The sequence below is a fragment of the Archangium primigenium genome, assembly GCF_016904885.1.
In the GTDB taxonomy this organism is placed as follows: domain Bacteria; phylum Myxococcota; class Myxococcia; order Myxococcales; family Myxococcaceae; genus Cystobacter; species Cystobacter primigenius.
Genome location: NZ_JADWYI010000001.1, coordinates 3,492,739 through 3,517,284, shown reverse-complemented (window position 1 = coordinate 3,517,284; position 24,546 = coordinate 3,492,739). Strand labels below are relative to the sequence as shown.

22 protein-coding genes are annotated in these 24,546 nt (G+C 72.0%); 7 read left to right on the top strand and 15 right to left on the bottom strand.

What is annotated here, in order from left to right:
- Nucleotides 1-33: 33 nt before the first annotated feature.
- From I3V78_RS14660 to I3V78_RS14645, 4 genes are all read right to left on the bottom strand, one after another.
- Nucleotides 34-1,767 carry an immunoglobulin-like domain-containing protein gene (locus I3V78_RS14660; RefSeq protein WP_204488346.1) on the bottom strand — a complete coding sequence of 578 codons (1,734 nt, stop codon included), beginning with the start codon at nucleotides 1,765-1,767 and terminating at the stop codon, nucleotides 34-36.
- A 71-nt stretch (nucleotides 1,768-1,838) separates the two neighbouring features.
- The gene (locus I3V78_RS14655; protein ID WP_204488344.1) at nucleotides 1,839-2,654 is read right to left on the bottom strand and encodes a shikimate 5-dehydrogenase; all 816 of its coding nucleotides are present in this window, start codon (nucleotides 2,652-2,654) and stop codon (nucleotides 1,839-1,841) included.
- Nucleotides 2,655-2,734: 80 nt separating this feature from the next.
- Nucleotides 2,735-4,699, bottom strand: coding sequence for an acetate--CoA ligase (gene acs, locus I3V78_RS14650; protein WP_204488329.1), 1,965 nt, complete (start codon nucleotides 4,697-4,699; stop codon nucleotides 2,735-2,737).
- Nucleotides 4,700-4,757: 58 nt separating this feature from the next.
- Nucleotides 4,758-5,261: a hypothetical protein gene (locus tag I3V78_RS14645; protein ID WP_204488327.1), complete on the bottom strand. Its 504-nt coding sequence runs from the start codon at nucleotides 5,259-5,261 to the stop codon at nucleotides 4,758-4,760.
- Between the two features lie 93 nt (nucleotides 5,262-5,354).
- On the opposite strand from I3V78_RS14645, the gene I3V78_RS14640 reads away from it, so the two are divergent.
- Both I3V78_RS14640 and I3V78_RS14635 read left to right on the top strand, forming a co-directional pair.
- The gene (locus I3V78_RS14640) at nucleotides 5,355-6,479 is read left to right on the top strand and encodes a M50 family metallopeptidase (protein WP_204488325.1); all 1,125 of its coding nucleotides are present in this window, start codon (nucleotides 5,355-5,357) and stop codon (nucleotides 6,477-6,479) included.
- Between the two features lie 82 nt (nucleotides 6,480-6,561).
- Nucleotides 6,562-7,224: a hypothetical protein gene (locus I3V78_RS14635; protein WP_204488323.1), complete on the top strand. Its 663-nt coding sequence runs from the start codon at nucleotides 6,562-6,564 to the stop codon at nucleotides 7,222-7,224.
- 28 nt (nucleotides 7,225-7,252) lie between these two features.
- Here the strand turns inward: I3V78_RS14635 and moaD are convergent, their stop codons facing one another.
- The 5 genes from moaD to I3V78_RS14610 form a co-directional block, all read right to left on the bottom strand.
- Nucleotides 7,253-7,921, bottom strand: a complete 669-nt coding sequence (gene moaD / locus I3V78_RS39905; protein ID WP_204488321.1) for a molybdopterin converting factor subunit 1 — start codon at nucleotides 7,919-7,921, stop codon at nucleotides 7,253-7,255.
- 10 nt (nucleotides 7,922-7,931) lie between these two features.
- Complete coding sequence (locus tag I3V78_RS14625) at nucleotides 7,932-9,755, bottom strand: PKD domain-containing protein (RefSeq protein ID WP_204488319.1); 1,824 nt, start codon at nucleotides 9,753-9,755, stop codon at nucleotides 7,932-7,934.
- 6 nt (nucleotides 9,756-9,761) lie between these two features.
- Nucleotides 9,762-10,475, bottom strand: a complete 714-nt coding sequence (locus tag I3V78_RS14620) for an MXAN_2562 family outer membrane beta-barrel protein (protein ID WP_204488317.1) — start codon at nucleotides 10,473-10,475, stop codon at nucleotides 9,762-9,764.
- A complete protein-coding gene (locus I3V78_RS14615) occupies nucleotides 10,460-11,350 on the bottom strand; it encodes an MXAN_2561 family MXYO-CTERM-anchored protein (RefSeq protein ID WP_204488315.1) in 891 nt (296 codons plus the stop codon). Before I3V78_RS14615 ends, I3V78_RS14620 begins: the two co-directional genes overlap by 16 nt.
- 126 nt (nucleotides 11,351-11,476) lie before the next feature.
- Nucleotides 11,477-12,505, bottom strand: a complete 1,029-nt coding sequence (locus tag I3V78_RS14610) for an aspartate-semialdehyde dehydrogenase (protein WP_204488313.1) — start codon at nucleotides 12,503-12,505, stop codon at nucleotides 11,477-11,479.
- Nucleotides 12,506-12,674: 169 nt separating this feature from the next.
- Between I3V78_RS14610 and I3V78_RS14605 the strand changes: the two genes are divergently transcribed.
- Nucleotides 12,675-13,091, top strand: coding sequence for a hypothetical protein (locus tag I3V78_RS14605; RefSeq protein WP_204488305.1), 417 nt, complete (start codon nucleotides 12,675-12,677; stop codon nucleotides 13,089-13,091).
- On the top strand, nucleotides 13,088-14,545 hold the full coding sequence (locus I3V78_RS14600) for a DUF3943 domain-containing protein (RefSeq protein ID WP_204488303.1): 1,458 nt from the start codon (nucleotides 13,088-13,090) through the stop codon (nucleotides 14,543-14,545). The genes I3V78_RS14605 and I3V78_RS14600 overlap by 4 nt, the downstream gene beginning before the upstream one ends.
- 1 nt (nucleotide 14,546) lies before the next feature.
- On the opposite strand, the gene tsaB is transcribed toward I3V78_RS14600, so the two are convergent.
- From tsaB to I3V78_RS14575, 5 genes are all read right to left on the bottom strand, one after another.
- Nucleotides 14,547-15,281 (bottom strand): tRNA (adenosine(37)-N6)-threonylcarbamoyltransferase complex dimerization subunit type 1 TsaB, encoded by a 735-nt coding sequence (tsaB, locus tag I3V78_RS14595; protein ID WP_204488301.1) that lies wholly within the window; start codon nucleotides 15,279-15,281, stop codon nucleotides 14,547-14,549.
- 12 nt (nucleotides 15,282-15,293) lie between these two features.
- Entirely contained in the window at nucleotides 15,294-15,758 is a 465-nt protein-coding gene (locus I3V78_RS14590) for a septal ring lytic transglycosylase RlpA family protein (protein WP_204488298.1), read from the bottom strand.
- An 18-nt stretch (nucleotides 15,759-15,776) separates the two neighbouring features.
- Nucleotides 15,777-17,411, bottom strand: a complete 1,635-nt coding sequence (gene rseP, locus I3V78_RS14585) for an RIP metalloprotease RseP (protein ID WP_204488296.1) — start codon at nucleotides 17,409-17,411, stop codon at nucleotides 15,777-15,779.
- A gap of 79 nt (nucleotides 17,412-17,490) precedes the next feature.
- On the bottom strand, nucleotides 17,491-18,318 hold the full coding sequence (locus I3V78_RS14580) for a phosphatidate cytidylyltransferase (protein ID WP_204488293.1): 828 nt from the start codon (nucleotides 18,316-18,318) through the stop codon (nucleotides 17,491-17,493).
- Nucleotides 18,315-19,112 (bottom strand): isoprenyl transferase, encoded by a 798-nt coding sequence (locus I3V78_RS14575; protein WP_204496631.1) that lies wholly within the window; start codon nucleotides 19,110-19,112, stop codon nucleotides 18,315-18,317. The genes I3V78_RS14580 and I3V78_RS14575 overlap by 4 nt, the downstream gene beginning before the upstream one ends.
- Nucleotides 19,113-19,311: 199 nt before the next feature.
- On the opposite strand from I3V78_RS14575, the gene I3V78_RS14570 reads away from it, so the two are divergent.
- Genes I3V78_RS14570 through I3V78_RS14560 form a run of 3 tightly spaced genes read left to right on the top strand, consistent with a single transcriptional unit; the run spans nucleotide 19,312 to nucleotide 22,664 of the window.
- On the top strand, nucleotides 19,312-20,478 hold the full coding sequence (locus I3V78_RS14570) for a serine/threonine-protein kinase (RefSeq protein WP_204488291.1): 1,167 nt from the start codon (nucleotides 19,312-19,314) through the stop codon (nucleotides 20,476-20,478).
- The gene (locus I3V78_RS14565) at nucleotides 20,475-21,413 is read left to right on the top strand and encodes an RluA family pseudouridine synthase (RefSeq protein ID WP_204488289.1); all 939 of its coding nucleotides are present in this window, start codon (nucleotides 20,475-20,477) and stop codon (nucleotides 21,411-21,413) included. Before I3V78_RS14570 ends, I3V78_RS14565 begins: the two co-directional genes overlap by 4 nt.
- Before the next feature lie 45 nt (nucleotides 21,414-21,458).
- Complete coding sequence (locus tag I3V78_RS14560) at nucleotides 21,459-22,664, top strand: DNA polymerase IV (protein WP_204488287.1); 1,206 nt, start codon at nucleotides 21,459-21,461, stop codon at nucleotides 22,662-22,664.
- 19 nt (nucleotides 22,665-22,683) lie between these two features.
- Here I3V78_RS14560 and pcnB read toward each other — a convergent pair whose 3' ends face one another.
- A complete protein-coding gene (gene pcnB, locus I3V78_RS14555) occupies nucleotides 22,684-24,375 on the bottom strand; it encodes a polynucleotide adenylyltransferase PcnB (RefSeq protein ID WP_204488285.1) in 1,692 nt (563 codons plus the stop codon).
- Nucleotides 24,376-24,546: the final 171 nt, after the last annotated feature.

Below are 24,546 nucleotides of genomic sequence, written 5' to 3'. Positions count from 1 at the left end.
TTTTACCGACCCCGTATGACAATCCTGCCCGTCCTACGGCGAGAGGACGGTCACGAAGCGGTAGATCTCGAAGGTGTTCCCGGCGCGATCCGTGAGTTGGTAGTGCCTCGCCTGGAGCCCCGGGCTGTAGGGATTGATGGTGCCCGTGACCTGGATCTGGGAATCGACTCCCGGGCCAAAGCCATCACACGTGTCATCGCCCGAGTAGCCCGGCTCCTGGTAGGGCGTGCCATAGGGCAGCGTCATGGGCGAGGGGCCATACAAGGTGATCTTGGGCTTCTTCGTGTCCACGACGTGCCATTGCGTGTGGCAGTACGTCGTGTTCCCAGACGTGTCCGTGGCGGAGACGGAGTACGTGCGCGTATGGGCTTCCCCGATGTAGTGGGGAGACGAGCTCGTGTAGTCGATGTCGCAGTTGTCTCCGAACGCGTAGTCCTCCATGACGCGCTGGCCGCTGTAGACACACTCGAACGTCTGGGTGGCCGGACAGGTGATGATGGGGGGCGTCACGTCCGGCGCGCACGAGAAGGGCTGAACGGACTGGGAAAAGACATTCGGGGCGCCCGAGGGGACGCGCGTGCCGACGACCGCGAACCGACCCGGACCCGAGGCGGCGACCCCGACCCCGCTGTCGTAGTCCACGGACTGGACGTCCGCAAGGCGCTGCTCCGTGCCCGCGTCCACCGCACCGCCGGGCGACATGCGCGCGGTGAGCAGGCGCGGCGCGCCGTCCCGCGAGCCGAACCACACCAGGCGGTAGTGCGCGCCATCGAAGGACACGTCGAAGGGCGTCTGCCCCGTGTTGATGAGCGCCGCGTCCACCAGGACGGCCGAGCCGAGCAGCGCGCCGTCCGAGGCCCGCACGCGCCGGGCCCTCAGCCCGTTGTCCGACCAGAGCACCAGGAACTCGCCGCCCTGGGCCGCCACGCGGACTTTCTGCGAGGACGCCGGGGAGAGCGCGAGCGGCGACGCGTCGAGCACCTGGCCCGCCGCGTTCAACCGCACCGCCTTGACGCCATTCGCCCCCCAGGCCACCAGGCTGGTGCCTCCGGTGCTGGCGGCGTGCGACCGGGAGCGGTCCGAGCCGACGACGAAGGGCAGCTCCAGGGGCTCGCCATCCGAGGGACGCACCCGCCGGCCCATCACCCTGCGCACGAAGTCCTCGGAGGGATCGTGGAACCCCACCCAGGTGAGCAGGTAGTTCGTCCCGTCGAACGTCACGGCCGGGCTCCCGTTCGCCAGGTAGGAATTGGGGAAGGAGCCGTAGTTGCGGGGGGCGGCGTCGAGCAGCGCGCCATCCGAGGCCCGCACCCGCCGGCCGAAGACGAAAGGCAGACCCTCTTCCCAGACGACCAGGAAGTTCGCGCCATCGGAGGCCACGGCCGGATAGAGGCTGACCGCCCCGTTGCCCGTGGAGATGAGCAGGGGCGCCGTGTCCAGGGCCACGCCATCCGAGGTCCGCACCCGCTGGCCATAGATGGCCGGAGGCGCGCTGTCGCTGAACTCCATCCAGACCCGGAAGGACACGCCAGTGCCCACGGCCACCGCGGGCATGAGGGACATGGCCCCCGCCTGCGAGGCGGGCACCGACACCGGCGCCGAGACCTGCGAGGGATAGGGCAGCAGGGACTGGGCGGTGGTCGTCAAGGCGCTCGTCGGGGAGGGCTCGGTGACCTCCTCCGTCGGGCCGCACGCGGCGAGCGCACCGAGCAACACGGTGTGGCGCGCGAACGTGCACCAGGAGAGGGAGGAACGGGGGAGCACCATGGCGTGACACCTTTCAGGGGAAGGAAGAGGACGGCCTGGGGCCCCCAATTCCTATCATGAAAGCGCGTCGCTCATCCCCGGGCGAAGGCCGCCGCGGCGTCGACCTGGGCGCGCGTCGGGGTGACGCCCGTGTAGAGGATGAACTGCTCGAGCGCCTGGAGCACGGCCACCTCGCCCCCGGAGATGAGCCGCTTGCCGAGCACACGGGCGCGCGCGAGGAAGGGCGTCTCGACGGGCAGCGCGACGACATCGAAGGCGACGCCGCACGCGGCGATGAGGGGCTCGGGAAAGGCGAGCACGTCCTGGTCCGGGCCCGCCATGCCCAGGGGTGTGACATTCACCAGGAGCGGCGCGGGGGTGTCGGGAAGCTCGGCACGCCAGGAATAGCCATAGGTGTGCGCGAGCGCGCGGCCCGCGGCCTCGTTGCGCGCGACGACGGTTCCGGCGCGCAGGCCCGCGTCCCGGAACGCGGCGACCACCGCCTTGGCCATGCCGCCACTGCCGCGCAGGAGGAAGGGCATGTCGGGCGCGAGCCGGGCTTCCTCCACCAGCCGCCGCACCGCGACATAGTCCGTGTTGTACCCGGTGAGCCGGCCCCCCTCGTTCACGATGGTGTTGACCGAGTCGATGGCCCGGGCCGAGGGCTCCAGTCCATCCAGCAGGGCCATCACCGCCTCCTTGAAGGGCATGGAGATGGCGCAGCCGCGAATGCCCAGGGCCCGGACGCCGCCAATCGCCGCGGGCAGATCCCGGGTGGTGAACGCCTTATAGACGTAGTCGAGGCCCAGGGCCTCGTAGAGGTGATTGTGGAAGCGGGACCCGAAGGTGCCGGGCCGGGCCGCCAACGACATACACAGCGTGGTGTCTCGTCCAATCGGCGGCTTCATGGTGGGTGGCTCCCGTCAGGCGACGGCGTGCCCCCCTCGACCAGCGAGGGGCACGCCCGAAGGCCGCGCGCGGCCGTGCGTCAGTCCTCGTCGTTGCGCAGCGCCGCGAGCACGTTGAGGTCCTCGAGCGTGGTGGTGTCGCCCGTGGTCTGCTTGCCGCTGGCCACGTCGCGCAAGAGCCGGCGCATGATCTTCCCCGAGCGCGTCTTGGGCAGGCCCTCGGCGAAGCGGATCTCGTCCGGCCGCGCGATGGCGCCGATCTCCTTGCCCACGTGCGCGGCGAGCTCCTTCTTGAGCTCGGGCGAGTGGCCCACGCCCTTCTTGAGCGTCACGAAGGCCACCAGGCCCGTGCCCTTGAGGTCGTCCGGACGGCCCACCACGGCCGCCTCGGCCACGGACTTGTGCGACACGAGCGCGCTCTCCACCTCGGCGGTGCCCAGGCGGTGGCCCGCCACGTTCACCACGTCGTCCACGCGGCCCATCAGCCAGAAGTAGCCGTCGTCGTCGCGCCGCGCGCCGTCCCCGGTGAAGTACTTGCCGGGCAGCTCGCTGAAGTACGTGTTCACGTAGCGCTGCGGATCGCCGTACACCGTGCGCAGCATCGCGGGCCACGGCCGGGTGACGAAGAGCTGGCCGCCCTGGTTGGCGCCCACCGGATTGCCCTGCTTGTCGAGCACCTCGGTGTGGATGCCCGGCAGGGGCAGCGTGGCGCTGCCCGGCTTGGTGGGCGTGGCGCCCGGCAGGGGCGAGAGCATGATGCCGCCCGTCTCCGTCTGCCACCACGTGTCCACCACGGGGCAGCGCTCGCCGCCAATCACGTTGCGGTACCACATCCACGCTTCCGGGTTGATGGGCTCGCCCACCGAGCCGAGCAGCCGCAGGGACGACATGTCGTGCTTGCGCGGCAGGTCGTCTCCCAGGCGCATGAAGGCGCGGATGGCCGTGGGCGCCGTGTAGAGGATGGAGATCTTCTCGCGCGCGATGAGCTCCCAGCACCGGTCGGCGTTGGGGTGCGTGAGCGCGCCTTCGAAGAGGACCGTGGTGACGCCGTTCATCAGCGGCCCGTAGACGAGGTAGCTGTGCCCGGTGACCCAGCCCACGTCGGCGGTGCACCAGTAGACGTCGTCCTCCTTGAGGTCGAACACCCAGCGCGTGGTGAGCGAGGCGTAGACGGAGTAGCCGCCCGTGGTGTGCAGCACGCCCTTGGGCTTGCCGGTGCTGCCCGAGGTGTAGAGGATGAACAGCGGGTGCTCGCTCTCCACCCACTCGGGCTCGCAGGTGTCGGCCTGGGCGTCACACAGCTCGGCCCAGGAGCGCTCCTTGCCCTCCAGCGCGAGCGTGCCCTGGGTGGTGCGCTGGAGCACCACCACGTGCTCCACGCCCTTCATGTTGGGCACCGCCTTGCGCACGTTGGCGATGAGCGGCACCACGGCGCCCTTGCGCCAGCCGCCGTCCGCGGTGAGCAGCACCTTGGCGCCCGCGTCGTTCATGCGCTCCTGGAGCGCCTCGGCCGAGAAGCCGCCGAACACCACCGAGTGCACCGCGCCGATGCGCGCGCACGCGAGCATGGCCACCGCGGCCTCGGGCACCATGGGCAGGTAGATGCCCACGCGGTCCCCCTTCTTCACGCCCAGCGCGCGCAGGCCGTTGGCCAGCCGGTTCACCAACCGCGACAGCTCGCCGTACGTCACCTTGCGCCGGTCGCCCGGCTCGCCCTCGAAGATGATGGCCGTCTTGTCCTGGCGCGCGGGCAGGTGCCGGTCCAGACAGTTGTAGGCGAGGTTGGTGCGGCCCTCGACGAACCACCGCGCGTGCGGGGGCTTCCAGTCGAGCACCGTCTGGAAGGGCTCCTTCCAGTACAGCTCCTCGCGGGCGCGCGCCCCCCAGTAGGCCTCGGGGTTGGCCGCCGCCTCGTCCCACAGGCGGCGATAGTCCTCCATGCTGCCGATGTGCGCCCGGCGCGAGAAGTCCGCGGGCGGTGGGAAGACGCGGGTCTCGACGAGGACGGAATTCAGCGCTTCGGACGAGCGAGGTGCATCAGCCATGGGGTTCCTCCAGTGCGGCGCGTCGGAACCCTGGTTCTAGGAGCCCCGCCCCGCTGCCTCAAGGAAAGGATGCGGCCGTCGTGGGGATCTGCGTGGCGGAGTACGTCACCCACAACTGACACGAGCACCAGGGCTGCTGCACCCGGGGCTCCACGCGGATGCTGATCACCCCGGAGAAGACCGTGGCGCGCTGCGTCGTGCCTTCCAGGCGCATGGCGATCTGATCCGCGATGCACTCGCCGGTCGCCAGGGTGATGGCGGCATTGGACTCGGTGCCATCCAGCGCGAAGGTGTCCCCCGAGGCGCCGCTGTCCTGGAGGAAGGCGCCGATGAGCCGCAAGCGGCGCCAGTCGTAGTCCAGGCGGACCACGTCCCCGGAGATGGCGAGCTCGCCGTCCCACAAGGCGTCCTGGGTGGGAAGCAGGCCGCAGTCATCGCGGAGGATCTCCTCGGCGGTGAAGACGTAGCGCCCCTCGCGCTGCAGGTAGGCGCGCGTGCAGGCGCTCGGCGCGAGGAGGATGGACAGGGACAGGAAGAGCGGAATTCGAGAGGAGGAGGCCACGGCGGGCACGCTAACGCAGCACGCGGGCCGGGTCAGCGGCTAGACTGGGCCCATGTTCCCTGGCTCGCGGCGAGGGCCCTGAGCGGCCGCGCCATGCACTACCTGCCCCTCCTCCTCGCGCTCGGCCTGCTCGTGGCGCTGCACGAACTGGGACACCTGGTCATGGCCCGGCTGCTGGGCGTGCGCGTGGACCGGTACAAGCTCGGCTTCGGCCCGGCGGTGTTCTCGCTGCGCGTGGGGCGCACGGACTGGGTGCTCGGCGCGGTGCCATTCGGGGGCTCCACGCGCATCCACGGGATGAATCCCCATGCGCCCGGGCTCGATCCGGCGGACCGCACGAGCCTTGTCGCCCAGCGGCCGTGGAAGCGGCTGCTGGTGCACTTCGGCGGGCCCCTGGCCAACGGGCTGTTCGCGCTCGGCGTGCTGTTCACGCTCTACACCACGGGCACGCACGTGGTGGTGCCGCTCACGGTGGGCACCGTCACCCCGGGCTCCGAGGCGGCGCGCGCGCAGCTCCTGCCCGGCGACCGGCTGGTGAGCGTGGACGGCGAGCCGCTGGAGAACTGGGGCGGCTTCCTGGAGCGCATCGGCCAGGCCCCGGGCCGGGAGTTGCGCCTGGGCGTCGAGCGCGAGGGTGTGGCCCGCGAGGCGACGGTGCGCCCCCGGGCCGACGAGCGCGGCACGGGCCGCATCGGCGTGAGCCAGCAGTACGTGTACCGCACCTATGACACCGGCCAGGCCCTGCTCCAGGCCTTCGCGCACACGGCGAACCTGGTAGCCGAGGCCACGCGGATGTTCGAGCGGCTGATGATGGGCACGTCCGGCATCGTGCTCGCCAATCCCCTGGGCGTGGTGAAGCAGTCCTCGGGCGCGGCGGGCAGTGGCCTGGGCGCCTTCCTGCGGGTGCTGGTGAGCGTGTCGCTCGCGCTCGCCCTCTTCCACATGCTCCCCCTGCCCTCGCTGGATGGCGGGCGGATGCTCTTCGTCCTCGTCGAGGCGGTGAGCCGCCGCAAGGTGCCCGCCCGCGTGGAGACGCTGCTGCACGCGGTGGGCTTCCTCGCGCTGCTCGCCGTGGTGCTCACCGTGACGCTCGCGGACCTGCGCCAGCACCTGCGCCGCGCCGCCCTGGACGCCAACCTCAGCGACGGGGACAGCCCGCTGTTCTTCTGGGAGCGCACCCAGCGCGAGACCAAGGGCCGCGCCTCCGCCGTCCCCTAGCCTCGCCCCGAGGGCGGCCAGGCACACCCGCCGAGGACGGGCGGGAGGCACTCGGGCCGCGCCCCCGCGCGCCGGAACGCCTATGCTCCCGGGCGACATGGGCACCAAGGCGAAGCACGACGGGCTGTTCTGCGAGCTGTACTGGGGCAGCACCCGCACGGAGGCGTGGAACTTCCCCCCGGAGCAGACGCGCGTGCTCGCGGCGCCCGACGAGACGGCCCCCCTGCCCTTGTATGGCTTCCCCCTGCCCGAGGAGCCCTTCCTGCTGGCCGAGCGGACCGCCCAGGGCTACCGCGTCTTCGTCCCGCCCGGCGCGCGCGTCGAGCACGGCCGCCGCGGGGACGCCCTGCGCGAGGTGCCACCGGACGCGTTGCACCGCGCGGAGGCCCGCGCGTGGCTCGACGTCACCCCGGAGGAGCGGCTGCGCCTGACCCAGGGCGAGCTGTCCCTGCTGCTCTCCCCGTCCGTCGCGGGCCCGCGCACCCGGGGCCTCCAGGCGAAGGATTGGGGCCTGCTGCTGATGCTCGCGGCGCTGCTGCTGAGCGTGCCGGTGGGGTTGATGCTCGCGGGCCATTCCCCCGAGCACATGGCGGAGTCCAACGCCCGGGCGCTCGCCGCCGCGCGGGAGCTCGAGGACGCCGAGCGCAAGCGGCTCGGGGTGGACAGCCCCGCCCAGCCCCGCGCCCCGGACGCCCAACCGGATGCCGGCGTGCGCACCACGCTGCCGGGCGTCCGGATCCGCTGAGCCGCCGTCTTCCAGCGGTCCGCGGGGCTCAGGGCCCCAGGCCCACCCAGACCTCCCCATCCTCGAAGAACTCCTTCTTCCAGATGGGCACGTCCTGCTTGAGCCGCTCGATGGCGTGCTCGCACCCGCGAAAGGCCTCCTTGCGGTGCGGTGCCGCGGCGGCGATCACCACCGCCAGCTCCCCGGGTTGAAGCGTGCCCACCCGGTGCATGATGGCCAGGCGGGTACCGGGCCACTGGGCGGCCACCTCGTCGCCAATCTCCGCCAGCTTCTTCTCGGCCATGGGCGGATAGGCCTCGTACTCCAGCCGCAGCACGCGCCGCCCCTTCGTCAGATTCCGCACGGCGCCCGAGAAGGTGACGAGCCCGCCCCGCGCCGCGTCCGACACCGCCTCCACGACCTCCTCGAGCCGCAGGGGCCGATCCACCACGCGGAACAGGCCCTCGGCGCCTCCGGCCACGGGCGGGATGAGGGCCACCTCGGCCCCCGGGGGCAGCGCGGCGTCCGGCGCGGAGAACTCCTGGTTCACGGCCACGCGCAGGTGGGGCAACAGGGGCGCGAGCCCGGGGTGGCGCGAGGCCAGCAGGCCCAACAGCTCCGAGACGCGGGTGCCCGCGGGCACCTCCAGCGACTCGCGCGAGGTGCCCGCGCGCTCCCGCGCGGCGGCGAAATAGAGAACGGTGAGGGAATGGGCCACGCGGACAGTCTCAGCGCGAGCGCAGCGCCGCGCGCAACCGGAATCGTCCGCCCCCCGGCTCGGCGGCGAAGTCGAGGAACAGGCTGTCCACGGGCGGCAGCTGCTCCAGCAGCGTGGCGGCCATGGTCTGCACCATGGACAGCTGCTGCGGCGGCACCCCGGGCACGTCCTTGGGCGCCTGCAACTCCGACAGCACCCGGCCCATGTCCACCATCGCCGTGAGGTGGCCGGACTCGAAGCCCGCCGCGCCGAAGCGCTCGCGCAGCGCCGCGCCCACGGCACCCTGGGGCCGCAGCCCCAGCGGCTCGCCGCCCAGCACCGTCAGGCGATCCTCGGTCAGGGAGAACTCCACGGGCTGGTTCATCAGCCGCGTGGTCAGCCGCGTGCCCGCCTTGTCCTTGACCACCTGGAAGGGCTGGCGCCGCGACTCGAGCACCCCGGTGAGCCATTTGAGCACCGGCTCGGAGCGCACGAGCCCCGCCTGCACCAACAGGCTGCCGCGCGGCTCGGGCTTCTGCGAGCCCGTGAGGAAGTTGCGGTAGAAGGCCGCCGCGTCCAGGTACGCCAGCAGGGACACGTCCCCCCGGAGCGCCCCGAGCAGTCCGTCCACGCTCGCCGCGTCGAGCCCCTGCGCCCCCAGACCCCGCGTCATGCGCGCGCGCTGCTCGGAGCCCGGCGCCCCGAAGACGAGCTTGGTGAGCGTCTCGGGCGGCAGGGAGAGCGTCAGCGCGGCGATGGGATCCAGGGGCGCCTGCTCCAGCAGGCGCGGAGCCGGGGCCTCCGCGCCCCCGAGCGACTGCGTCGACTCCACCCACCCCTCCAGCTCCGCCTGGCCCTCCTGGAAGCGCAGGGCCGCCCACGCACCCTGGAAGCCCTCGGCGGCATCGTCTCCCACGGGCCGCGCGTAGACGAGCACGTTGCCCGCCGCCACCCGCTGCCGCATCGTCACGAGCAGCGGCTGCTCGGACAGGCCCGCGTCCTGGAAGCCCTGGATGCGCAGGCGCACGGGCTCCAGCGGCATGTCCACCGGCGGCCCCGCGAGCGTCTTCTGGATCCGCCCCTCCTCGGCGCCCTCGCCAGAGCCCTCCACGGTGGGCACGTCCGGCACCACCAGGTACAGGTAGCCGCGATCCGCGAACAAGAGCAGGAGCGCGCCGTTGTCCCGGCGCAGCAGCACCGAGCCCTCGGGCTCCTGGCGCACCACCGAGGCGCCGCGCGCGCTCAATTCCTTCACCACGGCGTCGCGCGCGCCCTGGACGTCCTGCACGCCCAGCAGCACCACCGAACCCTCGAAGTCCGGCAGCGAGAAGAAGCCCAGACCCTCCTCCGGGTCCACCAGCCGGGCCTCGCCCGTCGCCTCGCGCAGCACGAGCGACAAGAGCGGCACCGCGTCCAGTCCGCGCATCACCTGGGGCTCGCCGAGCAGCCGCGACACGAAGCCCATCACCGGGTCCACGTTGTCGCGCAGTTGGGGCACGAAGACGGCCACCTCGGCCTCCGCGGGGATGGCGCGCAGCACGGGCCGGGGCACCACCGTCAGCCGGGCGCTCGCCTGGGACGCGTCCCCTTCCAGCGCCTGGACCGTGTAGTCCCCCCGCCGCGGGAAGGCGTGCGTCACGCGTGTGCCCTGGACCCGGGGCGAACCATCCCCGAAGTCCCACGTCACCGTGGGCGCATCCGCGGCGGCGGAGCCGAACGTCACCGGCACCCCCGCCTCCACCGTGCGATCCTCGCCCGCCTCGGGTCTCACGCCCTTGCGGCAACCGCTTCCCCACAGGGCCGCGGTCACCAGCAGGGTCGCCGTCACGACACGCGCACGGGCAGAAGATGTCATGTCCGGCTAGTAATCCAGCGCCAGACCGAACATCCAGTAGGTGTCGGAGAAGTTGAAACCCTTGCCTCCGAAGTTGTTCACTTTCGAGTAGGTGTACTCGGCGAAGATGTAGCTGTGGTTGATGCCCAGGTCCGAGTCGAAGTCACGCGCCAGGCGCGGCTCGAGCACGTCCAGGAGGAAGGACAGGCCCAGGGACACGTCCCAGCCGAACTTGCCGCCCTGACCCTTGGCCGTGCCGGTCTTCTCCGTCTCGCCGCCCTTGGTCACCCACCACGGGATGTAGACGAGGCCCGGCTTCACGTAGGGCACCAGCGGCACGCCCCACTGGAACGCCGGGTAGTCGAAGCGGTAGACGCCGCGCACGTGCAGGGGCAGCACGTGGAAGCCCGAGCGCTCCACGCTCTGAGCGCCGTCCGCCAGCAGGGCGTAGCCGTACTTCTCCGCGTAGCCCGCCGCCACGCTCACGCCGGCCGAGCCGATGCCCTGGTAGAAGAAGCGCTGGAACTCCGCCTCGAACAACAGGAAGTTGCCGTTGCCGAACACGTCGCTGAAGGGCGAGCCGGACAGGCCCTCCTCCGAGTCGAGCTGCGGGCGCCAGCCTCCGAAGCGGAACTCCACCGAGCCGCGCCGGGGCGATTGGGACACATCCGACTGCACCTGGGCCTGGCCAGGGAGCGCGGCGAGGAACGCCGCCACCCCGAGGGCTACTGCTCGCGCCATGAACGATCTCTCCTTGAGGACAACCAGAAACCCAGGACGGCCAGCACCGCGCCGCCCGCCACGCCTCCACCCACCGCGCCACAGCCCCCCGTCTCCTGCCCGCCCGCCTCCTGGTACTTCTCGATGAAGCCGAAGGTCTTGGTGGGGGTGAACGTCACCAGCTCGCTCGGCGCGCTCTCGTTGCCCGCCTCGTCGAAGGCGTAGGCCTGGAGCTGGTAGGCGACATCGTTCTCCAGCTCGCCCACCTGGATGGGCGCCGAGCCCACCGCCTGGGGCGGCACCCGGCGCACCTCCGCGCCGTCGCGCAGCACCACCAGCGACACCTGGGTGGCGTCCGACGGCGCGCTGATCGTGACGCGCACGCCCCGGTCCAACGGCGCCACCGTGGCGAAACCGGGGGCATTGGGCGGCTTGCCGTCGTAGATGAGCTTGGCGGAGGAGGATTTGACGGGCGTGCTGCTGCACGAGGTTCCGAAGCTGTCGAACTGCCCGGTGGCCCCGCACACCAGGAACGTCTTCTCGTCCGCGAGCGCGCCACACCCCGCGCCCCCATCCCCCGTGGGGAAGGGCAGGTTCGCCAGGCCCACGGTGAAGGTGCCTGTCTGAGAAGTCTGGAGCGTCGTCAGCGGGATATCGGGCAGGGTCACCTCTCCCGAGCGCGGCGCGGTGTCACACGAGGTGTCCGCGGAGAGCCAGAGCGACAGGGCGCGGCAGACGTTGGCGGTCCTCGTCCAGGTCATGGACACGTTGCCGCCCGAGCAGCCGCTCTTGCCAAAGCGCAGGGTGTCCAGCTTGGTCGTCGTGAAGGTCAGCGTCATCTGCGCGGACGCCGCGGACGACAGCAACAGAGCGACGGTGAAGAGGAAGTTACGCATGGATGGGCTCAAGGGTAGCAAGCCAGGGGCCAGTGCCAATCCGGGCGCCGCCCCTCCGGTTCCCCGGGGAGCGGGCCCCCTGCCCCGCCAAATGGGCACGGGCCGCCCCCAGGTCTTGCCAAATTGTCAGCCGGGCCGGGCCGCGAGCCGCAGTCCGGCCTCCACCAGGTTGAGCGCGGCGCCCCGGCCGACGTTGTCCACGGTGGCGAAGAGGGTGAGCCACTCGGGGGCCTGGGGGAAGGCGCGCAGGCGGCCCACGTGGATGGTGGGGTCCGCCGTGACGAGGCTCGGCATGGGGTAGACCTTCTCCCCGGGGGCATCCAGCACCTTGACGGCCGGCGAGCCCTTGAGCGCGGCGCGGGCCTGCTCCACCGGGGCGGGCTTCTTGAGCCGCACCTGGAGGCTCAAGCCGTGGCCGTGGAAGGTGGGCACCTGCACCGCCGTGCCGGCCACCACGGGCACCTCGCCCCGGGGCGCGAACAGCCGCGCGCACTCGAGCGTCCAGCCCGCCTCCTCCTCCGTCCAGGGCGACTGGGCCATGAAGGGGCCCACCTGGGGCACCAGGTTGAAGCCCACGCGCTGGGGCAGGAGGCCCGCCTCGGGCTCGCGGCCGGACAGGAGCGCCGCGGTCTGCTGCTCCAGCTCGCGCACCCCCGCGTTGCCCCCGGCGGACACGCCCATGAGCGCCGTCACCTGCACCTGGGCCACGCCGAACGCGCGGCGCAGCGGCTCGATCACGCACGCGAGCGCCGTGGTCACCGCCGAGGGCAGCGCCACCAGCCGGCCCTTGAGCGGCCCGTCCAGCACCTCCGAGTTGAAGCCCGGCAGCACGAGCGGCACGCTCCCGTCCGCGCGGAAGGCGGCGCTCACGTCCACCACCCAGGCCCCGGTCTTCTGGAGGGCGGGCACGAGCGTGCGCGACACCTCGGCCGGCGTGGCCAGCAGCACCAGGTCGTGGCCCTCGAGCGCCGTGGGGGTGGCCTCCTCCACCACCAGCGTCTCCTCGCCGTAGTCCAGCGTCTCGCCCCGCGAGCGCTCCGAGGCCAGCACCGTGAGCTGCTCGGCCTCCACCTCCCGGTCGAAGAGCGCCGAGACGACTTCCCGGCCCACCACGCCCGTGGCGCCCACCACGGCGATTCGCAGGTTCTCGTTCATGGCGGACCCTTTACCCCAAGGGCCCTGGCGAAGTGGGCGCGAAGTGGAGTGGCAGGCGCTCCCACCCCCCCAGGGGAAAACGTCGACTCATGAATGCGAGGAGCGCGGAAGCCGACGGCCCCGGGCCTTGGACGAGCGGGTCCTGGCCCGGAGTGCTAGGGAGGGCCGCGTGTTCACCCACCTGCTGGTCGCGACCCTGCTCGGGAACGCCCCCGTCGTCCGCCCCACCCCACCGCCCGTGGTGGACCCCACGCCCCGCGCGCCCGTGGCCTCGCGCGCGCCGATCGTCGCCGGCGTGGGCGCGAGCCTGGCGTTCGCGGGCACCGTCATCTGGCTGGTGGGCAACGTGCGCGAGGGCGTGGTGGCCGCCGAGCCGCGGAGCCCGGCGGAAATCCAGGTGCGCCGCTGGAGCCTGCAACAGACGCAGCTCGGGGGCGCGGGCCTGGCGCTCTTCGGGGTGTGCGCGGTGGGCGTGGCCGCGGTGATGTGGAGCTGGGACGCGCCCCCCAAGCCGGGCACGGTGTCCGCCTCGGCGATGCTCGTGCCAGGGGGCGGCATGCTCTCGGTGGGGGGGACGTTCCGGTGAGCCGGGGTCCGTGGTGGCTCGTCCTCGCGCTCGCCCTGTGGGCGGCCCCCGCCCTGTCGCAAGAGCCCGAGGCCACGGCCTCCGAGATCCCGCCTCAAGAAGAGCCCCCGCGCGCCCCGCCCGCGGACGCGCCCCTGCGCCGCGACTACCTCGTGCCGGCGCTCGAGGGCGTGGCGGTGAACCTGGGCATCTTCACCTTCCACAACCTGCTCACCCTGGAGCCCTTCGCGCTCATCTCGTGGGACACGGTGAAGAGCCACTTCGACGGCCGCGCGGGCTGGACGTTCGACGTGGACAACTTCGTGGTGAACCAGTTCGCGCACCCCTACCACGGCTCGGTCGCCTTCGCGGCGGCGCGCTCCTCGGGGGTGCCCTTCTGGCAGTCGGGCGTCTACACCTTCGTGTCCAGCCTCATGTGGGAGTACTTCGCGGAGAACGAGGCGCCCGCCATCAACGATCAGATCACCACGACGCTCGGCGGCATCTTCCTGGGCGAGGTGCTGCACCGCACCTACCGCGTGGTCATCCCCGAGGGCGGCGGCCGGGTGAGCCCCCTGCGCCGGCTCACGGGCGTGCTCCTCAGCCCGGCGTCCGCCCTGAACGACTGGATCTTCGGGGGTGAGGTCTCCCCCGGGGACATCGACGCGGCGCCGCCCCTGTACTTCACGCTCACGCCGGGCCTGAGCCTGACGACGCGCCTGCGCGAGCGGACCGAGAACGGCCCCCGACTGCTGGTGGACCAGGGCGCGCAGGTGACGATCGGGGGCGAGCTCACCTACGGCGCGGTGGGCGATCCGCTCTGGCGCTACCACCGCCCCTTCTCCTACTTCGACGCGAGCGCGAGCGTCACCTTCCCCGGCACCATCATGGGGGACATCTACATCCGGGGGCTGGTGGTGGGCTCGCAGTACGGCGGCGCGACGAGCCGCCTGCGGGGCCTGTGGGGCCTGTTCGGCCTCTACGACTTCGGGGCCAACAACATCGTCCAGGTGTCCTCGGTGGGCGTGGGGCTGGGCACCACCCTGCAGTGGAACCTGGGTCGGCGCGTGTACCTGCAGGGCACGGCCATCGTGGCGGGCCTGGGCTTCGCCGCGGCGGGCAGCCTCGGGCTCGAGTCCAAGCTCGTGCGCGACTACCACATCGGTCCCGGCGTGGCGGGCGTGCTGGAGGCCCGGCTCGTGCGGCCGGGTCTGGGCATGCTCCGGCTCCGGGCGCGCGAGTGGCAGGTGAACGGTGGCGTGTACACCGAGCCGAGGGGCTTCGAGGCCATCACCTATGTCACCTGGGATGCCCGGGTGAGCGTGGGCCGCCACCTCGCGGTGGGCCTGGAGGTGCCCATCACCCTGCGCGTGTCGGACTTCGGCCCGGAGGACACGCGGGTCATCGGCGGCGGCGGCGCGCGGCTCACGCTCAGCTTCATGCCCGACGACAACTTCGGCGTGACGGGGCGCTGACTCAGTCCTCCTTGAGGCGCGCGGTGGGCGCGGGCCCGGGCAGCGGCGGGAACTTGGGGTTGCGCTCGGGCTCCGAGGCCCGGACGTAGTGGGGCTCCAGGGCGAAGAGCTGCTCGAGCGACTGCGCCTCGGGCCACTGGATGAGCTGGGCGAGCGCCACCGCCGACGGGAAGGCGGGCGCGTCCAGCAGGCGCGCGGGGGCCACGCCCAGGCGCTCCAGGGCGGCGCGGTACTCGGGCAGCGCGGGGCCCAGCACGAGCGCCTCGGGCACGGCGGCGAGCCGCTCGGCCACGGCCTCCGGGCTCATGGCCTCCTCGGGGCCCAGGGCCTCCACGCGCGTGCCCACGCGCCGGTAGGGGCCCAGGTAGAGGTCGTCCTTGCGCGCCACGGCGAGGGTGTAGAGCGGCGGCCCCTCGGGGCCCTCCAGGGCCACGGCCGCGAGCGACGAGGCCCCGGCGACCTTGAGGCCCGCGGCGTACGCGAGCCCCTTCACGCACGACAGGCCGATGCGCAGGCCGGTGAAGGAGCCCGGACCCAGGCCGATGCCCAGCCCCTCCAGGGACGCGAGCACCACCCCATGCCGCGCGAGCAGCTCCCCCACCACGCCGGGCAGGGCCTCGCTCTGCTTGCGGGGCGGGGAGACGACGACGTGCTCGAGCACGCGCAGCGCCTCGCCCTGGCGCTCCACCAGGGCCAGGGACAGGGTCAGGGTGGAGGTGTCGAGCGTGAGGAACATGGGGGGAGGCTTCTACCCCGCCCGCGACTCGAAGGGGACCTCGGAGAACGGTTCCTGGAGGGAAGAGGTGCGCGTCTCGCAGCGGTACAGGCGCACCCGCGCGAGCCCCTTCTGGAGGAGCTCCAACCGCTCGGCGCCCGCCTGGGACACGTCCACCACGCGCCCCTCCTTGAAGGGTCCGCGGTCATTGACGCGCACCTCCACTGAGCGGCCGTTCTCCATGTTCACCACGCGCAGGCAGGTGCCGAAGGGCAGCGTGCGGTGCGCGGCGGTGAGCTTCCTCGGATCGAGCTTCTCGCCGCTGGCGGTGGCCCGGCCGTTGTACTTGGCGTTGTAGTACGAGGCGAGGCCCTCCTCGAGGTAGCCCTTGCCCCCGGCGGTGAGGTGCGTGTCCGACGGGCGCGTCCCGCGCGAGCACCCCGTCCCCGCCCCCAGCGCCAGCCCCACCACCGTCCCCCACACGAGCCCCCGACGCATCCGCACCTCCCAGGTGAACTAGCGAGTGATGTCGTTGAAGAACGCCATGCCCATGAGCGCCATCAGCAGGATGATGCCCACCACGTTGGCCAGCTCCCGCACGCGCACCGGGATGGGGCGACGGCGGATGCCCTCCCAGAAGGCCGACAGGAGCTGGAAGCCATCCAGGATGGGGATGGGCAGGAGGTTCATCACCCCCAGATTGATGGAGATGATGGCCATGAGGTGCAGGAAGCTGTCGCGGCCCTGCTCGGCGCTCTTGGAGGCGAGCTGGTACATCATCACCGGGCCGCCGAGCGTCTTGGGCGACACGTTGCCGGTGACCAGGCCGCCGATGACCTTCACCATCTGCCCGACGATGCGGGGCACCACGATGACGGCCTCGCGCATCGCCTCGCCCACGCCCACGTGCACCGTCACCGTGTCCTCGGGCGACAGCTCCGCGCCGGACGGCACCCACGGCCGCAGGCCCAGCTCCAGCCGCGACAGCTCCGTGCCCATCTCGTCCTTGCTCGTGTGCACCGACTGGGCGACCTTCTGGGTGTGCTCCTGGCCGTCCTCGAGCGAGCGCCAGGTCAGCTCGAAGGGCTGCTCCTGGAGGGTGCTCAACTCCCCGGCCAGGACGTTGAAGGAGCGCAGGGGCTCGCCGTTGAAGGCCACCAGCCTGTCCCCGGCCTTGATGCCCGCCTTCTGCGCGGCGCTGTCCGGGTAGACGGCCGCCACGTACATGTCCGACGTCTCCGCGCCCAGGGCCGCGAAGCCATCCGCGCCGGGCTGCTTGGGCACGGTCACCTCGACGACGGCGGGCGCATGGCCCGTCACCGCGCCCACCTCCAGCGGCTGCGCGCGCTGCACGGTGAGCTTGAGGGGGCCCTCCTGCCGGGCCACCTCGGCGTGCAGCGCCGCCTCGTCCTGGATGCTCACGCCGTTGACGGCCAGCACCCGGTCGAAGCTGCGCAGGCCCGCCGCCGCCGCCGCCGAGCCCGGGGGCACACCCACCACCGCCGGCCGACGGATGGGCTGCACGCCGATGAGGCCGCGCTCCACCGAATCCATGGGCGTGGACTCGACCATCTTGCGCGGCGTCACCTGCACCGTCTGCGACTGGCCCGCGCGGTCCAGGGTGATGGCCACGGGCCGGTCGAAGCGGCCGATGAAGGCCTTGCGCATGTCCTCGAAGGTGCGCACCGGCGCGCCGTCCACGGCGGTGATGCGGTCTCCCGCGCGGATGCCCGCGGCGGCCGCCGGCATGGCGGGATCCACGAAGCCCACCTTGGTGGACACCGCCTCGCGCGCGCCCACGAAGACGAAGAAGTAGATGAGCACGGGGAAGAGCAGGCTCGCGCCCGGGCCCGCCGCCACGATGAGGGCGCGCTTCCACGGGGGCGCGTTGAGGAAGCCGCGCTCGGCCTCGCCGGGCTCCAGCTCCTCATGCGGGGCGTCCCCCGCCATCTTCACGTAGCCGCCCAGGGGGAGCAGCGCCAGCTGGTACTCCGTCTCGCCCTTGGTGAAGCCCAGGAGCTTGGGGCCGAACCCCACGGAGAACCGCAACACCTTCACCCCGCAGGCCTTGGCCACGAGGAAGTGGCCCAGTTCGTGGACCGTGACCAGCACGCCAAGCAGGATGATGAAGAGGCCAAAACCTTGAAACATGGGCCCAACAGTAACCGTGGGGCCCCGGGCCGACAATGCGCTTTGACTCCCGGTGTCCGAGCGACCGGACACTCGGCGGTCACGACGGCAGCAGGCCCCGGATGAAGTTCAGGTAGACGAAGACCAGGGGCGCGTTGAAGAGCAGCGCGTCGATGCGGTCCAGCACGCCGCCGTGGCCCGGGATGGCCCGACCGGAATCCTTCACCCCATGTGCACGCTTGAGCATCGACTCGCACAGGTCCCCGATGGGCCCGAGGATGCCGCCGAAAATGCCCAGGAAGAGACAGTCCATGGGGGTGAAGACGGGAAAGAGCAGCCGGGAGACGAACATGCCGCCCACCGAGCCCACGAGCCCACCGAAGAAGCCCTCCCACGTCTTGTTGGGGCTGACGGCCGGGTAGAGCTTGTGCCGGCCGAGAAAGCGCCCGGCGAAGTAGGCGGCGGTGTCGTTGGCCCAGGTGATGACGAGCGCGGCGAAGACCCAGGCCATGCCGTCGGGCATCAGGCGCACGGCGCACAGGGCGGTGAGGCCCACCGAGCCGTAGAGGAAGCCCAGCACCAGGTGGGCCACGCGCGTGGGCGCGTCCTGCAGGGGCCCCCGGATGAGGTGGTAGGTGAAGGCGAAGAGCAGGAAGAAGGCGGTGACCCAGAAGGCGCCCTCCCCGGTGCGCTCGGGCGCCCGCACGGCCATGAAGGGCAGGAGCCCCGCGAGCCCCATGCCCACCCAGGCCGCCGGCGACAGCGTCTTCTGGGTGATGAGGTAGTACTCACTGGCGCAGATGGCCGAGGCCAGGCCCAGCAGCGCCGCGGTGTACAGCCCGCCCTTGAAAAGGAAGAAGAGGACGATCGGCAGCAGCAACAGCCCCGATACGATCCGGATGACGAGGTTCTTGTTCTTCTCGTTCACGCCTTGGCCCGTTGGGAATCTTCCCGCTTGAGCTGCGCGGAGGTGAGACCGAAGCGACGCTCCCGTTGCTGGTACTGCGCCAGGCAGCGCAAGAAGGCCTCGGTGCGGAAATCCGGCCAGAGCACGTCGCTGAAGCACAGCTCCGCGTACGCCATCTGCCAGAGGAGGAAGTTGGACATGCGCTGCTCGCCGCTGGTGCGCACCACGAGGTCCACCGGCGGCAGGTCATGCGTCCAGAGATAGGACTCGAACCCCTGGGCGTCCAGGTCCGTGGGCTCCAGTTCGCCCCGCGTGGCGGCCTCGGCCACCCGGCGCACCGCCTGGAGCAGTTCCTCGCGCCCGCCGTAGGACAGCGCCAGCGTGAGCACCATGCCCGTGTGGTGCGCCGTCTCCGCGCGCAGCCGGTCCAGGGGCTCCTTGACGAAGCGCGGCAGCTTGTCCACCTCGCCAATCGCGTTGAGCCGGATGTTGTTCTGCAGGATCTCCTCGCGCTCGCTCTCCAGGTACTCGCGCAAGAGGTCCATCAGCGCGGCCACCTCCTCGGCGGGGCGCGACCAGTTCTGCGAGGAGAAGGCGTAGAGCGTGAGGGCCCCGAGGCCCAGCCGGCGCGCGCAGCGGGTGACCTCGCGCACGCTGGTGGAGCCCTCGCGGTGGCCCTCCATCCGGGGCAGGCCCCGGTTCTCCGCCCACCTCCCGTTGCCATCCATGATGATGCCCACGTGACGCGGCAACGGGCGTTCGCGTACGAGGCGCTCAAGCGCGGTCAGAGAAGGAGGTGCGGCGAGGCGGTCCATGAGGGTGCGCAAGATAGAGATCCCTCCGGGCCGCGTCCACGGGTGCGTGCAGGAGCGGTCGCGCGAAGACACCGAGCGGTCGGCTCTCCAACGGGAACGGCCCCTCCCCCGCCCCCCGGGGGTGCCCCGCCCAGGACTCCGCAAGTCATCCGGGGAGGTTTGACCTGGACGGGACCGACTCTCTAGGATCCTCCCCCGGATGCTCCCCCTGGTCATCGGCCCCTATCGTGTCCTGGAGACGCTCGGCAGCGGCGGGATTGGGACCGTCTACCGGGCCCTGGACGGGCGCAGCAACGATCTGGTCGCCCTCAAGCTCCTGTCGGGCGGACCCGCCCTGGATTCCCGGGCGGCGCGGCGGCTCGTGCGCGAGTTCGAGACCCTGGAGGACCTGTCCCACCCCAACGTGGTGAAGGTCTACGACACGGGCGTCTTCAAGAACTCCCCCTACCTCGTCATGGAGCTCATCGAGGGGCTCACCCTGCGCGACTACCTCAACCTCCGGGGCGAGGACCTGGCGTCCCCCTCCACCTGGCCCTCCACGGGCTCCTGGGAGCTGTCGGCGAGCGGGGACGAGGACGGGGCCGGGCCGGAGGACGGCGAGGACCCGGAGGAGCTGCCCTTCAACCTGTCGGCCTTCGCCGAGGAGGCCCCCAGCGAGGAGCTGTCCGCCCCCCGCCGTGGCCCGTCGGGCGCCGCGGCCCGGCGCGGCGCCGTGCCCCAGACCGCCCCCGAGGAGCCGAGCCTCTACTCGCACGACGTGGACCCCCTGGACTTCGAGCCCCCGGACGACTCCGGGGACGCGGGGGAGGCCGGGGACGACGTGGGCCAGCACGAGCGCGCCCAGCGGCTCGAGGCGCTCAACCGCCCCGAGCGCGTGGGCCGGCTCAAGGACTCCCTGCTCCAGGTGTGCGAGGCGCTCGCCTACATCCACGCCCATGGGCTGGTGCACCGCGACCTCAAGCCCTCCAACATCATGGTGGACGAGGACCGGCAGGTGCGGCTGATGGACTTCGGCCTGGCCAAGTTCCTCGCGGACGACGCGGGCATGACGCTGGATGGCCGCATGGTGGGCACCTTCCGCTACATGTCGCCGGAGCAGATCCTCGGCGAGCCCCTGGATGGGCGGGCGGACCTCTACAGCCTGGGCGTCGTGCTGTACGAGTTGTTGACGGGTCGGGCTCCTTTTGACGCCAAGACGCCGGGGAACTTGTGGCACAAGGTGCTCGAAACCGAGCCCCTGCCCCTGCTGGCCCTCAATCAGCGAGGGGATCCCCAGCTGGCGCGGGTGGCCCATCGACTCCTGCGCAAGGAACCCGACGACCGGTTCCAGACGGCGGAGGAAGTCTACGAGGCACTCTCCGAGTGAACGCGAGCGCGACGACGCACACGCTGGTGGTGGAAGCGGGCAAGGCGGGGCAGCGGGTGGACCTCTTCATCGGAGAGGCCCTGGGGCTGTCGCGCGCACGGCTCAAGAAGCTCTTCGACACGGGCGCGGTGAAGGTGGATGGCCGGGCGGCCAAGAAGGGCGTGCAGGTGGCCGTGGGCCAGCGCGTGTCCGTGGTGGTGCCCGAGGAGCGGCGCGAGGTGGTGCCCGAGCCCGACGCGCCCCTGGCCGTGCTGCGCGAGGACGACACGCTCGTGTTCCTGGACAAGCCCGCGGGCACGCCCTCGCACCCGCTGCAGCCGGGGGAGACGGGCACCCTGGCCAACGCCCTGGTGGCGCGCCACCCCGAGTGCGCCGAGGCCTCGGAGGACGAGCGCGAGGTCGGCTTGTGTCACCGGCTGGACATCGAGACGTCCGGGGTGATCGTGGCCGCGCGCACGCGCGAGGCGTGGACGGCGGTGCGCGAGGCCTTCGGAGGCCGCGCGGTGGACAAGCACTACTGGGCCCTGGTGACGGGGCCGCTCGCGGACGAGGGAGAGATCGAGCTGCCCCTGCGCCACCACCCCCGGCACCCGGATCGGGTGGAGCCCGCGGTGGAGGGCGGCGAGGGCGCCCGGGAAGCGCACTCGGAGTTCCGCGTGCTGGCGCGCGAGGGCGAGTACAGCCTGGTGGAGGTGCGCATCTCCACGGGCGTGCTGCACCAGGTGCGCGCGCACCTGGCGGCGGTGGGCGCCCCCATCGTGGGGGACGCGCTGTACGAGGGCCGCGAGGAGCCGGGCCTGGGCCGCTTCTTCCTGCATGCCCGCGCCCTGGGGCTCACCCACCCGGTGACGCACGAGCGGGTGCGTGTGGAGAGCCCCCTGCCCCCGGAATTGCGCGCCGTGCTGGAGCGGCACGCCCTCCAGGCGCCGGCCTAGCGCCAGGCGGGGTGTGTCGGAAGGAGCGGTAGAATGGGCGCACCCATGCGAGCCATCATCCACGTGGACATGGACGCCTTCTACGCGTCCGTGGAGCAGCGCGACCGGCCGGAGCTGCGTGGCAAGCCCGTCATCGTCGGCGGGGACGCGCGGCGGGGCATCGTGGTGGCGGCCTCGTACGAGGTGCGCAAGTACGGGGTGCGCAGTGCCCTGCCCATGGCGCGCGCGATGAAGATGGCGCCCCAGGCCATCGTGGTGAAGCCCCGCTTCGGCGCCTACAGCGAGGCGAGCGAGCAGGTCTTCTCCATCTTCGAGCGCTACACGCCCCTCGTGGAGCCGCTGTCCCTGGACGAGGCCTTCCTCGACGTGACGGCGTCGGTGGGGCTGTTCGGCTCGCCGGCGGACATGGCGCGGCGCATCCGCAAGGAGATCGCCGCGGAGACGGGCCTGCCCTCCTCCGCGGGCATCGCCTCGGTGAAGTTCGTGGCGAAGATCGCCTCGGATCTGGCCAAGCCCAACGGCCAGCGCGAGGTGCGCGCGGACGAGACGGTGGCGTTCCTCGCGGGCCTGCCCGTGGGCCGGCTCTGGGGCGTGGGGCCCAAGACGGAGGAGTCCCTCAAGCGCGCGGGCCTGGAGACGATCGGCGACATCGCGCGCCAGGACGTGGCGTGGCTGGAAGCCAAATGGGGCTCGGGCGGCCGGCACCTCTGGGAGCTCGCGCAGGGCATCGACCTCCGGGACGTGGTGCCGGACCGGGAGGCCAAGAGCGTGGGCGCCGAGGACACCTTCGACGAGGACGTCACGGGCCCGGAGGCGCTGAGCCCCTACGTGCACGCCCAGGCCCTGCGGGTGGGCCGGCGCATGCGGCGCGCGGGCGTGAAGGGCCGCGTGGTGCAGCTCAAGGTGAAGTTCTCGGACTTCACCGTCATCACCCGGCGCACCACCCTGCCCGCCCCGTCCGATGACGGCCAGCTGTTCTACCGGGTGGCGCGGGAACTCCTGGAGAAGGCCCATGACGACCGCCCCATCCGGCTCACGGGCGTGTCCCTGCAGGACCTGGGGGACGAGGAGGCGCCGCGACAGCTCGGCCTGTTCTCCGAGCCGGAGCCACCCCCGCGCAGCGACAAGCTGAACGCCGCGCTGGACAAGATCGCCGAGCGTTTTGGCGCCAAGGCGGTGACGACCGCCGACGTGGCGGGCAGCGGACGGGGAGACCCCTCGCGGCCACGCGGGCCCAAGCGCTCGTCTTGAGCCCTCGGGCCTCTAGCCTCTAGCCCTCGTGTCCGTCCGAGCCCGCCTCGGACATGCCCTCGGGCGACTCGTCCGGCTCGTCGGCGTCGGACTCGTCGTCCCCGTCGTCGGACGTGTCCTCCAGGGAGGACGAGGCCTCTCCCGCCGGGGCCGCGGCCGTGCCCTCGGAGCTTCCGGGCTTGGTGCGGCTGCTGCCTCCCCGGCGGCGACGACGGCGGCGCTTGCGCGGCGCGTCGGGCTCGGCGGCGGCCGGGCTCTCGCCCCCGGCGCGCTGGGGCGGCACGTCGCCGCGCTTCCAGGCCTCGAGCGCATCGCGGTGGCGGCCGGTGGCCTCCACGGAGATCTCGAAGACGGTGAGCGCGTCGGCGAAGAGCGGGTGACGGCGGAAGGCGCCCGTCTTGCGGCGGCGCTCGCCCGAGAGCGTGCGCTGGGCAATGAGCAGCAGCCGGCAGCGCTCGGCGATCCGGCGGGGCAGGCGCGCCGTCTGGACGAACTCGGCGAGCAGATCCTCGATGGCCTGGGCCACCGAGGGCCGACCCGCGGGATCCAGGCTCTCCACCACGGGCGCCGCCTGGGCGATGGGCACCAGCAGCGCGGCGAGCAGGATGGCGTCATCCAGCGTCTCGCCGGAGGCCACGCGCCGGTCGAGCGCCTCGGCGTAGGCGTAGAAGGTGCGCTCGCCGCGGCGGCCATGCTCGCGGAAGTGGGCGGCCACGGGGGACAGGAGGATCTTCAGCGCGTCCAGCGCGGCGAGCAGCCGGAGGCTGGGCGCGGCCACCCCGCCCCGGATGAGGCGGAAGGTCTCCTCGAGCAGGCGCGCGGGGGCGCAGCGCGTGAGATCCTCCACGGCGCCTTCCATGGCGGCGTAGGTGCGCGACTCGATGTCCAGGCCCAGCTTGGAGGCGAAGCGCACGGCGCGCAGGATGCGCACCGGATCCTCGCGCATGCGGACCTCGGGGTCGCCGATGGTGCGGATGTAGCGCTCGTCCAGGTCGCGCCGACCCCGCACGTAGTCGATCACCCGGCCTTCGCTCACGTCGTAGAAGAGGCCGTTGATGGTGAAGTCGCGGCGGCGCGCGTCCTGCTCGGCGGTGCCGAAGACGTTGTCGTGGGTGATGAGCAGATCCGGGTTCTGCTCCTCCCCCTCGCCGCCCTCCTCCTCACCCGTGTCGGGCGCGTTCGCCTCCAGCTCGGTGGGGTTGGCGCGGAAGGTGGAGACCTCGATGATCTTCCCACCCTTGAAGTAGATGTGGGCGAGCCGGAAGCGCCGGCCGATGAGCCGGCAGTTGCGGAAGATGGCGCGCACCTCGCCCGGGTGGGCGCTGGTGGCGATATCGAAGTCCTTGGGCGTGCGGCCCAGCAGCAGGTCCCGCACGCACCCGCCCACCAGGTAGACCTGGTGGCCGTGGGAGTGCAGACGGTGGATGACCTTGAGGGCGTCGGGATCGAGCTTGTCGGGGTCGATCTCCGCGGACTCCGGCGACATCTCGGGCTCCGGCAGGAAGTCCGTGTCCGGGACGGTGTCCTCCGGCGGCGGCGCCACGTAGGCGGGGATGGGGTGCAAAATGGCTTCCTCGAGCTCGGGAACCGGCAGCACCTCGAGCGGGTCCATGGACTCGGACTCGAAGGCATCGGCCTCGCGCGCGTTGTCGGGCGCAGGCTCGGGCGTCGGTTCACCGGCGGGCGGTGTCTCTGTGAAGTCTCGCGTCATCTCGCGGTTGGGACCCCAAGGGGGGGTCTCTCCAAGGGGGACGACCTATACCATCCCCCCGGGGGGGTGTAGCGCAGGAAGACAGGGGACACGTGGGGTAAAATCCAGTCCGGACGGCGGACGGAGGCACGCCAGGCGAGCCAGCGGCCCTTTCCCGGCGCCTTCCCGGGC